16 protein-coding genes and 1 tRNA gene are annotated in these 14372 nt (G+C 57.7%); 15 read left to right on the top strand and 2 right to left on the bottom strand.

Annotation, left to right across the window (positions count from 1 at the left end; genetic code table 11):
- The first annotated feature begins 9 nt into the window (after positions 1–9).
- The 10 genes from NQT62_RS13450 (at position 10) to rapZ (ending at position 7824) form a co-directional block, all read left to right on the top strand.
- Positions 10–1002 carry a KpsF/GutQ family sugar-phosphate isomerase gene (locus NQT62_RS13450; protein ID WP_256765250.1) on the top strand — a complete coding sequence of 331 codons (993 nt, stop codon included), beginning with the start codon at positions 10–12 and terminating at the stop codon, positions 1000–1002.
- A 2-nt stretch (positions 1003–1004) separates the two neighbouring features.
- Positions 1005–1544 (top strand): KdsC family phosphatase, encoded by a 540-nt coding sequence (locus tag NQT62_RS13445; protein ID WP_256765249.1) that lies wholly within the window; start codon positions 1005–1007, stop codon positions 1542–1544.
- Entirely contained in the window at positions 1541–2128 is a 588-nt protein-coding gene (gene lptC / locus NQT62_RS13440; RefSeq protein WP_256765248.1) for an LPS export ABC transporter periplasmic protein LptC, read from the top strand. Before NQT62_RS13445 ends, lptC begins: the two co-directional genes overlap by 4 nt.
- Complete coding sequence (gene lptA, locus NQT62_RS13435; protein WP_256765247.1) at positions 2125–2667, top strand: lipopolysaccharide transport periplasmic protein LptA; 543 nt, start codon at positions 2125–2127, stop codon at positions 2665–2667. The genes lptC and lptA overlap by 4 nt, the downstream gene beginning before the upstream one ends.
- A 3-nt stretch (positions 2668–2670) precedes the next feature.
- Complete coding sequence (lptB, locus tag NQT62_RS13430) at positions 2671–3417, top strand: LPS export ABC transporter ATP-binding protein (protein ID WP_256765246.1); 747 nt, start codon at positions 2671–2673, stop codon at positions 3415–3417.
- Between the two features lie 17 nt (positions 3418–3434).
- On the top strand, positions 3435–4970 hold the full coding sequence (locus tag NQT62_RS13425; RefSeq protein ID WP_256765245.1) for an RNA polymerase factor sigma-54: 1536 nt from the start codon (positions 3435–3437) through the stop codon (positions 4968–4970).
- A gap of 43 nt (positions 4971–5013) precedes the next feature.
- On the top strand, positions 5014–5343 hold the full coding sequence (gene hpf, locus NQT62_RS13420; protein ID WP_256765244.1) for a ribosome hibernation-promoting factor, HPF/YfiA family: 330 nt from the start codon (positions 5014–5016) through the stop codon (positions 5341–5343).
- Positions 5344–5490: 147 nt separating this feature from the next.
- Positions 5491–5961, top strand: a complete 471-nt coding sequence (locus tag NQT62_RS13415) for a PTS sugar transporter subunit IIA (RefSeq protein ID WP_256765243.1) — start codon at positions 5491–5493, stop codon at positions 5959–5961.
- Between the two features lie 6 nt (positions 5962–5967).
- Positions 5968–6939, top strand: a complete 972-nt coding sequence (gene hprK, locus NQT62_RS13410) for an HPr(Ser) kinase/phosphatase (protein ID WP_256765242.1) — start codon at positions 5968–5970, stop codon at positions 6937–6939.
- Between the two features lie 24 nt (positions 6940–6963).
- Positions 6964–7824 (top strand): RNase adapter RapZ, encoded by an 861-nt coding sequence (gene rapZ / locus NQT62_RS13405; protein WP_256765241.1) that lies wholly within the window; start codon positions 6964–6966, stop codon positions 7822–7824.
- On the opposite strand, the gene mutY is transcribed toward rapZ, so the two are convergent.
- Positions 7759–8895, bottom strand: a complete 1137-nt coding sequence (gene mutY, locus NQT62_RS13400) for an A/G-specific adenine glycosylase (RefSeq protein ID WP_256765240.1) — start codon at positions 8893–8895, stop codon at positions 7759–7761. The two genes, rapZ and mutY, sit on opposite strands and share 66 nt — an antisense overlap.
- The gene (gene mutM, locus NQT62_RS13395) at positions 8892–9725 is read right to left on the bottom strand and encodes a bifunctional DNA-formamidopyrimidine glycosylase/DNA-(apurinic or apyrimidinic site) lyase (RefSeq protein WP_256765239.1); all 834 of its coding nucleotides are present in this window, start codon (positions 9723–9725) and stop codon (positions 8892–8894) included. The genes mutY and mutM overlap by 4 nt, the downstream gene beginning before the upstream one ends.
- Before the next feature lie 129 nt (positions 9726–9854).
- Here mutM and NQT62_RS13390 point away from each other — a divergent pair, with 129 nt between their 5' ends.
- From NQT62_RS13390 to NQT62_RS13370, 5 genes are all read left to right on the top strand, one after another.
- Complete coding sequence (locus NQT62_RS13390) at positions 9855–11633, top strand: tetratricopeptide repeat protein (RefSeq protein ID WP_256765238.1); 1779 nt, start codon at positions 9855–9857, stop codon at positions 11631–11633.
- Positions 11634–11636: 3 nt separating this feature from the next.
- Positions 11637–12230, top strand: coding sequence for a hypothetical protein (locus tag NQT62_RS13385; RefSeq protein WP_256765237.1), 594 nt, complete (start codon positions 11637–11639; stop codon positions 12228–12230).
- Positions 12217–13152 carry a 4-(cytidine 5'-diphospho)-2-C-methyl-D-erythritol kinase gene (gene ispE / locus NQT62_RS13380; RefSeq protein WP_256765236.1) on the top strand — a complete coding sequence of 312 codons (936 nt, stop codon included), beginning with the start codon at positions 12217–12219 and terminating at the stop codon, positions 13150–13152. The genes NQT62_RS13385 and ispE overlap by 14 nt, the downstream gene beginning before the upstream one ends.
- Positions 13153–13183: 31 nt before the next feature.
- Positions 13184–13260 (top strand) — tRNA-Gln (locus tag NQT62_RS13375).
- A 78-nt stretch (positions 13261–13338) separates the two neighbouring features.
- A complete protein-coding gene (locus NQT62_RS13370) occupies positions 13339–14289 on the top strand; it encodes a ribose-phosphate diphosphokinase (protein ID WP_256765235.1) in 951 nt (316 codons plus the stop codon).
- Positions 14290–14372 lie beyond the last annotated feature (83 nt).

The following is a 14372-nucleotide window of genomic DNA, read 5'->3' as shown; positions in this document are numbered from 1 at the left end:
GGGACCACCATGCCAGACCTGCCGAATCCAGCCCATCACACCGATTTTTTGGTCAAAGCCAAAGAGGCGCTGGACATTGAAGCGCAGGCCATTTCGGCGCTGGTGCCCAAACTGAACGGGCAGTTTTCAGCGGCGGTGCAAACCATTCTGGATTGCCGGGGTCGGATCATCCTGATCGGCGTGGGCAAGTCCGGATTGATTGCTCAAAAAATTGCAGCCACATTCGCCAGCACAGGCACACCGTCATTTTTTGTTCACGCCACCGAAGCGTCCCATGGCGACCTGGGCATGATCACCGCCGACGACGTGGTGCTCGCCCTGTCCAATTCCGGGCAGACCGAAGAACTGATTGCAGTCATTCCAGCCATTGCGCGCCGCGGCGCCAAAATTATCGCCATGACCGGCAAGATGGATTCCACGCTGGCCCGCCAAGCCGACGTCGTGCTGGATTGCAGCGTCGAAAAAGAAGCTTGCCCGCTCAACCTGGCCCCCACCGCAAGCACCACGGCCGCGTTGGCCATGGGCGACGCCCTGGCTGTGGTGGTGTTAAAAGCACGAGGGTTCACGGAAGAAGACTTCGCCCTCTCCCACCCCGGTGGCAGCCTGGGTCGAAAGCTGCTGACCCACGTGCGCGATGTCATGCGCCAAGGCGATCGCATTCCGATGGTGTCCCCCAGCGCATCCATTTCCAACGCCATTCTGGAGATCACCAAAAAAGGCCTGGGCATGACCGCCGTGGTGGATTCCAAGCAAACCCTGCTGGGTGTATTCACCGATGGGGACTTGCGCCGTTTGATTGAACAGGGCCTGGACCTGCGCGGCTTGATCGTCTCCGAAGTCATGAGTGCAAACCCCCATTCCATTTCACCCGACAAACTGGCGGTCGAAGCCGTCCGCATGATGGAGGTGAACCACATCAGCCAAGTGGTGGTCACCGATACCGAAGGTCGAGTGGTGGGGGCATTGAACTTTCACGACCTGTTCGAAGCCAAGGTGGTGTAAGCATGGCGACCAACGATTCCCACCAAACAGCCACCGCACAGCGTGCAGCCACCATTCGCCTGCTCGGCCTGGATGTCGACGGCACACTGACCGATGGCGGTTTGTACTTTGGCAACGACGGCGAAGTCATGAAACGGTTTTCCGTGTTTGATGGGCAAGGCCTGCGCCTGCTGATGGACCACGGTGTGAAAGTGGTCTGGATCACCGCCCGGTCCAGTCTCATTGTCGAGAAGCGGGCCAAAGATCTCGGTATTCACGCATTGGTACAAGGCTGCAAAACCAAACTGGAGGCCCTGAACAACATCCGCCAGGAATTGGCACTGGACTGGTCACACTGCGCATTCTTTGGTGACGACTGGCCCGACTACCCCGTGTTGAAAGCTGTGGGTTTGGCCTGCACCACGCCCCACTCGCCTGAACCCATGAAAGCTGTTGCACACTGGATCAACACCCGCCCCACGGGCCAAGGGGCGGTGCGCGAGCTGTGTGACTTCATCCTGAGCCACCAGGCCGGTTACGCCAACCCCTGGATGAACGCATGAGCCTGATCCGTTCCTTCGCTGCTGTGCTGTCGCAGTTCATTCCGCTGCTGCTCACCTTTTTGCTGGCAGCCAGCTCGTATTGGTACGCCATGCAATCTGAACTCAGCCTGTTCAGCTCGCAAGGCAAAAAAGACCCCACCGTGGCGGACTACTACCTGCGCAATTTTTCCGTGCAAAGCCAAGACCTGGTCTTGAACCGCTATTCCCACATTCGGAGCAAATCGGCAGAACACATTCCACAAGGCAATCTGTGGAACATCACCCGCCCGAACATTGAACAGTTTGAGCCACAAGGCACCACGGTGCAGGGTCAAGCGCTGGAAGGGGTCTACGAACTGGACAGCGATCAGCTCACCCTGCGCAAACAAGTGTCCGTGCTGGCCGAACGCGATGGGGTCACCACCCAACTGCGATCGGACAGCCTGGTGATGGACAACCCAAAACAGATGATCCGCAGCCGTGATCAGGTCACCATCGACCGGCCTGGCCAGCACATGGTGGCCAGCGGCGTGGAATTCAACAACAGCACCGGCGAACTCAAATCGGTTGGGCCGGTAAAAATCAGGATTGAGGCCAAACCATGAACCACCCTCCATTGCCCCTGGTGTGGGCGCTGGTGTCACTGCTGATGATCACCACCACGGCATGGTCCCTGGAGTCGGACAAGAAGCAGCCGACCACCATCGACGCCAACCAGATGAATTACAACGAAAAAGCCAGCGTGAACGTGTTCACCGGCAATGTGCTGCTCACCCGCGGCACCTTGGTGGTTCGCGGGGACAAGCTCACCTTGCGGGAGACCAAAGACGGCACACAACACGCCACCATCGAGGGCAGCCCAGCGCGGTTCAAGCAGCAGCGAGACTCCGTCAAACCCGGTGAGGTGTTGCTGATCAACGGCACCGCCAACCTGATTGAACTCGATGGCGCCACCTCGGTGGTCACATTGACAGGCCAGGCCAACCTCCAAAAAAGCGCCAATGGCCAACTGACAGAATCGATCACTGGCAACAAAATTGTGTACCAACAAAATTCCGAAACCCTCAATGTGGTGGGCGACGGCAATGGACCAGGGAAAAGCCGTGTGCAGGCGGTGATCAAACCCCGGGACAAGGCGGAGTAAGCCATGCTTTCAAAAACACTGACCGGTCAAGGGCGTCTTCAGGCCTTGAGTTTGAGAAAAGCCTACCGCAGCAAACGGGTTATTGAGGATGTATCGCTGCATGTGGACACCGGCGAAGTGGTTGGGCTGCTTGGCCCCAACGGCGCTGGTAAAACCACCTGCTTTTACATGATCGTGGGGTTGGTGGCGGCCGATGAGGGTTACATCTGCCTGGAAGGCAGCGACATCACCCTCAAGCCCATTCACGACCGGGCGCGGGCTGGCTTGTCCTATCTGCCGCAAGAAGCATCTGTCTTTCGCAAGCTGACCACCGAAGAAAACATTCGGGCGGTGCTGGAAATCAATCCACCGGCCGATAAAACCGTTGACCAGGCTGTGGAAGACCTGCTCAATGACCTGCAAATTGCCCACATTCGCACGTCGCTGGCGGCATCATTGTCGGGTGGTGAGCGTCGCCGGCTTGAAATTGCGCGCGCCCTGGCCAGCTCCCCCCGTTTTGTGCTGCTGGACGAACCCTTTGCTGGCGTCGACCCAATTGCTGTCTTGGAAATCCAGAAAATAGTGGCCTTCCTGAAATCCAAAGGCATTGGCGTGCTCATCACCGACCACAACGTCCGCGAAACACTGGGCATCTGCGACCGGGCCTACATCATCAGTGCTGGCCGAGTGCTGGCCTCGGGTACACCATCCCAAATCATCGAAAACGACGATGTGCGGCGGGTGTATCTGGGCGAACACTTCCGGATGTAAGGCCGCTTAACCACGCCATGAAACAGTCGCTTCAACTCAAAGTCTCACAAAACCTGACGCTGACACCTCAATTGCAACAGTCCATTCGGCTGCTGCAATTGTCCACGCTGGAACTGCAACAGGAAATTCAGCAAGCCCTGGCCGAAAACCCCTTGCTGGAAGTGTCCGATGAGGACGGCGATGAAAATGGCGCAGACCAAACCGTGAGCCTGGGTGCCAACAGCGAACTGGACGACACACCCACCGACAGCTTTGACCCCGGCGAAACCGAGCCAGCGCGCGCAGAGCCCGTGGCTGAGCAGGTCCAGGAACTGGCGCCCGATGCAGACCGGGACGGCGAAGACCAGGTTCAACGCGACAGCATCGACGCCATTCAGGACAACTGGGAAGGCGATTGGCGTGACAACAGTGGAACCCATCCCGACGGCGATGAAGAAAAACCCGGGTTGCAGCTGGCGGCCCCTGAGAGCAGCCTCTCGCAACACCTCATCGACCAGCTCCGCATGACCAATGCGTCCGAGCGCGACAAAAACCTGGTGCTGTGGCTGATCGACTACCTCAATGACGACGGTTACCTCACCGTCGAGCTGGAAGACCTGTGGGACACCCTGCAGGAAGTGCCCGATCTTGAATTTGAGGAATTGCAGGCAGCCCTCAAATTGCTGCAAAGTTTCGACCCGCCAGGCGTGGGGGCCCGCAACGCATCCGAATGCCTGCTTCTGCAGCTAAAAACCCGGCAACACCTAGCCAACGACACGCAACTGTTCAATACCTGCCGCCTGATCATCTCGGAACACCTGAGCCTTTTGGCCCAACGCGACTACACCAAGCTGAAAAAAGCGCTCAATGTGGATGAAGAGCTGCTCAAGGAATGCCACCAACTCATCCGCTCGCTGGAACCATTTCCCGGGGCCAAATTCCGCCGCGTGGACGACGACCATGTGGTGCCCGATGTCATCGTGCGCAAATCCGGTGGCAAATGGCATGTCCAGTTGAACCCCGATGTGATGCCCCGCATTCGCATCAACGAGGTTTACGCGGCCATTTTGCGTTCCAATCGCGGGCAAAGCGCCCAACTGAGCGCCCAATTGCAGGAAGCCCGGTGGTTATTGAAGAACGTTCAACAGCGATTTGACACGATTTTACGGGTCTCTCAAGCCATTGTTGAACGGCAAATCGGCTACTTCAACCATGGTGAAATCGCCATGCAACCTTTGGTTCTGCGAGAAATAGCGGATCTTTTGGGCCTTCATGAATCGACTGTTTCGCGAGTCACCACGCAAAAATACATGTTGACGCCGCATGGGTTGGTTGAGCTAAAGTATTTCTTCGGCAGCCATGTTTCCACCGACTCGGGCGGACAGGCTTCCAGCACGGCCATCCGTGCGCTCATCAAGCAACTGATTTCCTCGGAGGACCCGAAGCAGCCAATATCCGATAGCCAGATTGCCGAACTACTCGGTCAGCAGGGCATCGTGGTCGCAAGACGCACGGTGGCTAAATACCGGGAATCACTCAAGATACCCCCGGTGAACATGCGCAAATCGCTCTGACTTTTGCACGGGGCCAATGCGCAGCAACGTAAGGAGAGTCTGTATGAACTTGAACATCAATGGTCATCATCTCGAAGTTACCCCAGCCATTCGCCAGTATGTGATTGAAAAACTCGATCGGGTGAAAAGGCACTTTGACCATGTGATTGACGCATCGGTCACGCTGTCGGTGACCAAACTGGTTCAAAAAGCAGAAGTAACCCTGCATGTGCGCGGAAAAGACATTCACGCGGAGTCCAGTGACGAGAACATGTACGCCGCCATTGACTCGCTGGCCGACAAGCTCGACCGACAAGTGCTGCGTCACAAAGACAAACTGACCAGCCACAGCCATGCCCCCATCAAACACTCGGCAGTCGAGGAAGCGGAATAACACACTGCAAACAGAGCCCCATCGGCAAAACACCTAAATCCCTGTATTTTCAGGGAAATCCAAAAGGCGGACCCCGTTCCGCCTTTTTTGTTTTTATGGCGTATAATCGGCCCACAATTTTTGAAGCGGGTATCGGGAATCAATCCGATGAACTTAATCGCAAATCTTCTGCCGTCATCCAACATCGTGTTGGATGCGCAAGTCACCAGCAAAAAGCGCGTATTTGAACAAGCCGGTTTGGTGTTTGAAAACAACCAGGGCATTGCCCGGGCCAAGGTATTCGACAGTCTGTTTGCGCGCGAACGTCTCGGGTCCACAGGCCTGGGGCAGCAAGTGGCAGTACCCCATGGTCGCATCAAAGGCTTGCGCGAACCGGTGGCCTGCCTGGTCCGAGTGCAAGACCCGATTCCCTTCGATGCGCCCGACGGCCAACCCGTCAAGCTGCTGATGTTTTTGCTGGTGCCCGAAAGCGCAAACCAGCACCATCTGGATATACTGTCTGAACTGGCTCAAATGTTGTCTGACCGCGAATTCCGCGAAAAGCTGCTGACAGAATCCAATCCGGAACTGACCCATCAGCTCATCGCCAACTGGGAGCCCTACCAACCGGCGAGTTAAGCACCCGTGAAGCAACTGAGAGAACTCATCGAAGCCAACCGCGACAAACTCAAACTGGAGTGGTTGGCAGGCCTGAATGGTGGCAGCCGGGGCCTGGATCTTCAGTGCTTTGCATCCTCAGACCTGGTCGGTCACCTCAACACCATTCACCCAGGCCGCATTCAGGTGTTTGGCCGGCAGGAAATCGAATACTTCGCCCGAATTTCCGATGACCGCAAGCGCCATCAAATAGAAAAACTGATTGAAGGCAACCCGCCCGCCATCATTGTGGCCGAGTCGTTCAATCCACACCCCTTGCTGTCCGAGGCCTGCAACACGGCCAACATTCCGCTGCTGACAACCCCCTTGCCCGCCGCTGAAATCATCGATTTCCTGCGGGTCTACATCAACAAATGGCTGGCTCCCACCACCATGATGCATGGCGTCTTCATGGACGTGCTGGGCATGGGTGTTCTGATCTGCGGCGAATCGGGTTTGGGCAAAAGTGAACTCGGTCTGGAACTGATTTCCCGTGGGCAAGGTTTGGTGGCCGATGATGTGGTGGAGTTTTCCCGCGTGGCGCCCAATTACATCGAAGGGCGTTGCCCAGAACTCATTCGCAACCTGATGGAAGTGCGCGGGGTGGGCCTGCTGGACATCAAAGCCATTTTTGGTGAAACCGCCGTGCGGCGCAAAATGCGCCTGAAGCTGATTGTTCACCTGGTGCGCAGGGCGTCACTCGAACAACACCAGGATCGTTTGCTGACCGAAACCCAATTCCAGGAAGTGCTGGGCCTTCCCATTCGGAAAGTGATGCTGCCAGTGGCTGCAGGCCGCAACCTGGCCGTGCTGCTGGAAGCCGCCGTGCGCAACACCATTTTGCAAATGCGGGGCATCAATACACTGGACGAATTCATGGTGCGCCAGCAAAAAGCCATGTTGAGCGAATTGGGTGGCGAAGAACCCCCCACCATTCCCGATGCCGATCTGGACCACTGAACGCACCCACCCAAGGAGCAACCCATGAAAGTGGTTTTGGTCACCGGCATGTCAGGCTCCGGCAAATCAGTGGCCATTCGGGCGCTGGAAGATTCCGGCTTTTATTGCGTCGACAACCTGCCACCCAGTTTCATTGCGGATGTTCTGAAGCGACTGGAATCCGAGGGCATTGGCCAAGTGGCCATTGCAGCCGATGCACGCACCGGCAAAGACATTGTGGACGTACCTGAACTGCTGCTGAACCTTCGCAAACAAGGCACCGATGCGCGGCCCATCTTCCTGGATGCCGATGATGAAACACTGGTCACGCGCTACTCCGAAAGCCGTCGCCGCCACCCCATGAGTGCGCGCCTGGGCGAGCAGGCCACCGTGCAGGAATGTGTGGATGCAGAGCGTTTGGCCCTGGCACCGCTGAAAGCCATCTCCAACAGCATCGACACCTCGGGCTTGCTGCCCAACACCTTGCGCCGCTGGGTGCTAGACACCGTGGAAGGCCAGAAAGCCCGCCTTACCCTGGTGTTTGAAACCTTTGGATTCAAAAAAGGGCTGCCCACGGATGCAGACCTGGTGTTTGATGTGCGCTGTTTGTCCAATCCGTATTACGACAAAAACCTGCGCCCGCTGACCGGCAAAGACGCGGAAGTGGTTGCCTTCATTCAAGCCGACAACCGAAGCCATGAACTGGTTGGGGACATTGAGCACTACTTGCGCAAATGGTTGCCTTCCTACCTGGATGAGCACCGTAGCTATGTCACCGTGGCCATCGGCTGCACGGGTGGCCAACACCGCTCGGTGTATGTGGCCGAGACACTGGCCCGCCTATTTCAAAGCCAACCCCTGGCCGACATCGAGAGTATTTTGCTGCGCCACCGCAGCCTCGGTTAACTTGTGAACCACCTTGGGCAAGGGCAGTGCATCGGCCGCTTTGCACAAGTCCAGCACCCCGTCATGACGCAACAACACGGTTTTAAAATGCATCTTGCGGTGCGTCAACTCATGCACCAGCCACGGTTGTGCAGCCGCTGAATTCAATGCTGTGCGCAGTGCATCGGCATTCACTTGCAAACCGGTACTCTGCACCAATGCACGCACAAGCTCATACCATGAGCCTGAATCAGAATTCACGGGAACCGGAATACACGGTGGCATCCACAGGTCTTTCCAGAGCCCGCGTTCGGTCTGCTGTTGCAACCAGACACAACCACGGGCATCCACAAGCCAAATCGCCACAAAATGCAATTCAGGCCTGGGCTTTTTGAGTTTGGGCGATGGCAGTTGCTCAACACGCCCCTGCCGCAAGGCCACGCAGGTGGACATCAACGGGCACTGGCCGCAGCGTGCATTGCGCGGCGTGCATCGCGTAGCGCCCAAATCCATCAAAGCCTGGTTGTATCGCCCAGGCTCTACCGCGGGCACATTGTGCTGGGCGATCTCCCACAGTCGCTTCACCACGGGCGTGGACATCGGGTCACCCTCAATGCCGTAATAGCGGCAAAACACCCGCTTCACATTGCCATCCAGAATCGGCGCCTGCACGCCATGGGCCAGGGAGGCAACCGCGCCCGCGGTGGAACGGCCAATACCAGGCAGCGAGGCCAAGGCCTCCACATCCCGCGGAAACTGTCCACCAAACTGCGCCACCACCGCTTTTGCACACGCATGCAAATTGCGCGCACGGCTGTAATAGCCCAAGCCTGCCCACAAGGTCATCACAGCCTCGCTGGGGGCAGCAGCCAGGTCGGCCACTGTTGGAAAAGCATCCAGAAAACGGGCGTAGTAATTCAGCACCGTGCTGACCTGGGTCTGCTGCAGCATGATCTCGCTCAACCACACTTTGTAGGCATCCCCAGTGTATTGCCAGGGCAAGTGTTGCCGGCCTTCCCGCTTTTGCCACGCCGTCACTGCATCTGCAAAAGCCTTGGCCTGTAGAGGCGCGGGAGTGGCCTGCGCACTCATGCCTGGCACCCAGGGCAGTAAAAGGTGCTGCGCTGGTTCATCACCCGGCGCTTCACGGTGGCCCCGCAGCGTTTGCACGGCTCGCCCTCTCGACCATACACATCGCAATGGGTCTGAAAATGTCCAAGCTCACCATTCACCGCTGAAAAATTGCGCAGGGTTGAACCGCCCCGTTCAATCGCCTCGCCAAGCACCGCCACCACCGCCTGGTGCAATCGGACACAGTCGGCGCGGCTCAACCGGCCTGCTGCACGTCCAGGTCGAATGGCACTTCGAAACAAGGCCTCGCAGGCGTAGATATTGCCCACCCCCACCACAGCATGGCCAGCCAGCAGCAACGCCTTGATGGACACGCGCTTTCCCCGGGTGGCTTTGAACAGCCCCTGCGGCGTGAAGTCTGCGCTGAAAGGCTCGGGGCCCAAGGCGGAAAATCGCTGAAAGCGCGCCTCCCAACCCGCCGTCACCGCCACATGTTCCACACTGCCGAAGCGTCGGGGGTCGTTGTAACGCAAGGCACAGTGGCGGCCATCCGCGGCGCGAAATAACCACTCAATGTGGTCATGTTTTTCCAGGGGTGCCGCAGGGTCTACCACCTTCAGTGAGCCAGACATCCCCAAGTGAACCACCAAAGCCTGTTGGCCAAACTGCATCACCAGGTACTTTGAGCGACGGGTTACCGAATCCAGTGTCCACCCGTTGCACAGGTTGACGGCATCGGGCACCGGCCAGCGAAGTCGTCTTTCCAGCACCGTGGTGCGTTCAAGGAGGTGACCCAACACATGCTGCCCCACACCACGGGCCGTGATTTCCACTTCAGGCAATTCCGGCATGGTGATCAACCTTGAAGAACAGACACATCTGGGGGAGTGGGGTCTTGTGGCCCCAAAGCGATTGGGTCATGTGATAATAATAAGCACTGCATTGGCATTGGCCTTGGCCTACACATCGGGTAGTAAATCATGACATCTCTGAATCGGGTACTGACATGCACGGCCGGCCTGTTAATGGCCAGCATTGTAGCAGGCTGTGCCACCGCACCGCAGTCAGACCAAAATGCGTTCGCCAATACCCCCGATGGCGCCCGCCAAAGCTATCAGCAGCGTGTGGCTCAACTGGTGGAGCAAAATCCGCTGTTTGCGCTGCTCACCGCCGAAATTGCCAGCCAGCGGGGCGATGCCTATTCGGCCACCCTGGCCTACACCGAGGCAGCCAAACTCGAAAAAAATCCCGAACTGGCCAAACGAGCCCTGGAAATTGCCTTGGGCGAAAGCCAATTGGAACCGGCACTGGAAGCCGCCCGCCTGTGGCAACAACTGGCCCCCAGCGACAAACAGGCCAGCCGCTCTGTTCTGGTGTTGCAACTGGGTACCAATCGGGTCGATGAGGCCATGCCAGCCCTCAAGACCTACCTGAACGAGGTCAAGGCCGCCGAGCAATCCCACCCCGGACTCAGCAGCGCCACACCGCAAAAGGTGGCGCTGGAAATGCTGCTGCGCATTCCAGACAAAACCAAGGCATACAACACGGCCATCACCCTGTTCGGCAATCAACCCCAAGACGCTGACACACAACTGTTGTTGTCCCAAATCGCGGAGTCGTCCGATCAATTTGCACTGGCTGCCGACCACCTGAACAAGGTGATTGCAGTATCACCACAGGAACGGTATTACGTTCAACTGGCACAAATCATGGAACGCCGGGACGCAAACCCCGACGCAGCCCTGCAACTGATGGCCACCAAAGCCGACGAGAACCCCCGCTGGTTTGGCGCCCGACTGTACCTGGCCCGCACCTACACCCAGCTTGAGCAATGGCCGCTGGCACGCGACCGCTTTCGGGAAATGATTGCGCTTCAACCCGACAACACACCGCTGTATTCCAGCCTGGGTTTTGTGCTGTCAAAAACAGGCGATCGCCAGGGTGCTGAGGCCAACTTCAACACTTATTTGAAACGCACCCCAACCACCGAGCGCCAGAATGAAACCCTGATTTACCTGACGCTGGCTGAACTGGCGCAAAACGACAAAGACACCGCTGGCGCCTTGCGCTGGCTGGACAAAGCGCCCAACGCCCGAGACGACATCGACATCCAGTTGAAAAAATCGGCGGTGTACGAACAGCAAGGCAACTACCGTGCAGCAGCCCGGGTGCTCAATGCATTCAAACCAGCCAACGAAGACCTGGCGGTGCGCCTAACCCTGGCCAAAAGCCAATTGGCCGAAACGCGGAAAATGCCCGAGCAGGCTGTGGCTGAACTGGACAACAGCCTGAGGGCTTACCCCAACCAACCCGACCTGCTTTATGAACGGGCCATGGTGGCCGAACGGCAAAACGACCTGGCCACCGTCGAACATTACCTCAACGCCCTGATTTCGGTCCGCCCGGACAACCCCCACGGCTACAACGCCCTGGGTTATACCCTGGCCGAGCGCAACCTGCGACTGCCCGAAGCACTGACACTGATCACCAAAGCCGTTGAACTGGCCCCCAACGATCCGTTCATCCTGGACTCCCTGGGCTGGGTGCACTACCGCATGGGCAATCTGGACAAAGCCGTGGAAACCTTGCGCAAAGCCTATGCCCTTCGGCCCGACGAAGAAATTGGTGCCCACCTGGTTGAGGTGCTGTCCAAAAACGGCGAGCAACAGGAAGCCCGCCAGCTGGGCGACAAACTCAAGCAGCGCTTCCCCAACAGCGACAAACTGGGCCGCCTGCTTCAAACCCTGTCAGGCGTATAAACCATGCAGCACGTCCACACACACCAAGCCGGCTGGCTCCGCTGGACGGCCCCAGTTCTTCTGGGTTTTCTGCTGTCGGCCTGCAGCACCCTGGGCAAACCGGCTGGCGGCATCGACTGCACCGCCAGTGATGCCAGCTGTCACTACGGGCGTTTCGGGTTGCTGTGGAAGGCGGTCGACGATCAAGGCCAGGTCAAGGCCGAATCGGTGTCCGGGTCCTATGAATGGCGTTCTGGTATTGCCGTGAAGGGCGATCACCCACCGGTGGAGCTGGCCTACCTGGAAGTGAATTCAACCCTCGGCCCCAGCCTTGGTCAAGCCCAGCGCAACGGCAATTACTACGAGGTGCGTGCGGCCGACGGGCGGGTGTATTTGGCGCAAGACTGGCAAAGCCTGTTTGACCTGATGTTCCCGGTCACACTGCCCGCCGATGCCTTGGTGAACTGGATGAAAAACCCAAATCCAAACCAGCTGCCCACACTGCCCGAACACTGGAAATGGCAAAACAGCGATGGCCATTACCGGGTGTTGTTTGTTCAAAACAATACCTCTGGCCGCATCGACCTGATTCCGCAAGGCAAAATTGGGCGCGAGTAGCCTGCTCGACACCACCCTGGCCTCACCCGCCAAAATCAACCTGTTCCTGCACATCACAGGTCGGCGGGCCGATGGTTATCACCTGCTGCAAAGCGTGTTCTGTCCCATCAGCCTGGCCGACACGATCCAACTGCGCGTGCAACGCTTGGCCACGCCCGCCCTGCACATCGAACGCACCGGCGACCTGCTGCACATTCCACCGGACAAAGACCTCACCGTCCGCGCCCTGCAGGCTGTCTACGCGGCCTGGGCACAACACCAGTCACAGGGCTTGCGCATTTCACTGCACGTGGACAAGCGAATTCCCGAAGAAGCGGGGCTGGGCGGCGGCAGCAGCAACGCAGCCACCGTCCTGAAGGCCCTGAATACCGCGTTGGGCTGCCCGCTTGATGCGGATTTGCTACACCACAGCGCTCTGCAACTGGGGGCGGACGTGCCCTTCTTTCTGGCCCAAAAACCAGCATTTGTCGAGGGCATTGGCGAGAAAATAACCCCCATGCCGGGCTTACAAGGGCAGGTGCTGGTGTTCAAACCACCCATTTCCTGCCCCACCCATGAAATTTTTCGTGATCCGGAATTGACACGCGACTCGAAAGACGTCAAAATTGCGGTCTTCGATTCGGCCAGCCGTCTCGAAAGCGGTGTAAACAACCAGTGCCTGTTGAGCTTTTTAAGTTCCAGCACCTGCAACGTGTTACAAACTGTGGTTGAAAAACGTCGGCCCGAGTGGCAACAGTACTTCAACAGTTTCAAACAACTGGTTGCAACGGCCAACCCGCTTTTGGTTCGAATGACCGGTTCCGGATCCGCCATGTTTGCCGTGTTTGCCAGCCCAAGCCAACTCAGCAGCGCACAACAGGCGGTGTCTGGCAACCCGCTCATGCAGGCAGGTCAGGTGTTTGGTTGTTCCCTCCTTTCATAAAGGGTTTAACCAGCCGGTCGAAAAAAGTTTTAGGGGAGTCGCCAAGTTGGTTAAGGCACCGGATTTTGATTCCGGCATGCGAGGGTTCGAGTCCTTCCTCCCCTGCCAAACCACCAAAAGGGCCAGCCATCGGTTGGCCCTTTTTTATTGTTTGCTTCAACCCTCACGTTTAGCCCCGGGGACACCATGGCCAGCGACAGTTTGATGATCTTCACCGGCAACGCCAATCCGACCCTGGCAGAGTCTGTGGCCAAACAACTGAACATTCCACTGGGCAAGGCCACCGTGGGCCGCTTCTCCGACGGCGAAGTGATGGTGGAAATCAACGAAAATGTGCGCGGCAAGGATGTGTTTGTCCTACAGTCCACCTGTGCCCCCACCAACGACAACCTGATGGAAATGATGGTCATGATCGATGCGCTGAAACGCGCCTCGGCAGGCCGTATCACCGCAGCCATCCCTTACTTTGGCTATGCACGCCAGGACCGCCGCGTGCGCTCCTCCCGCGTGGCCATCACGGCCAAAGTCGTGGCCAACATGCTGCAGGTGGTGGGTGTTGACCGCGTGCTGACCATGGACCTGCACGCCGATCAAATTCAAGGCTTCTTCGACATTCCCGTGGACAACATCTACGCATCACCCGTTTTGCTGGGCGATGTGTGGAAACAAAAATTTGAAAACCTGATGGTGGTGTCGCCGGACGTGGGTGGTGTGGTTCGTGCCCGCGCACTGGCCAAACGCCTGGACTGCGACCTGGCCATCATCGACAAGCGCCGTCCCCGTGCCAATGTGGCCGAAGTGATGAACATTATTGGCGACGTGAAAGACCGCACCTGCGTGATCATGGACGACATGGTCGACACGGCGAACACCCTGTGCAAGGCAGCTTCCGCGCTCAAGGCGCATGGCGCCAAAAAAGTGCTGGCCTACTGTACACACCCGGTGTTGTCCGGTGGAGCCATTCAGCGGGTTGAAGAATCTGATCTGGATGAACTGGTGGTCACAGACACCATCCCATTGTCCGACGAAGCCAAAAACAGCAAGAACATTCGAGTGCTGAGCGTGGACGAACTGCTGGCCGAAACCATTCGCCGCATCGTCCGCTCCGACTCGGTGTCCTCGCTGTTCATTGATTAAACAGGGCCATTTGCAGCCGCCCTTACCCAGTGCTGCATACCTTGGGTTCACTGGTCGCGGTGAATTCAAATTTGGAGATCAAC

Origin of the sequence: Limnobacter humi, assembly GCF_024518835.1 — a bacterium.
Classification (GTDB): domain Bacteria; phylum Pseudomonadota; class Gammaproteobacteria; order Burkholderiales; family Burkholderiaceae_B; genus Limnobacter; species Limnobacter humi.
The sequence above is the reverse complement of the archived record's forward strand: the minus strand, read 5'-3'. Positions and strand labels throughout refer to the sequence as shown.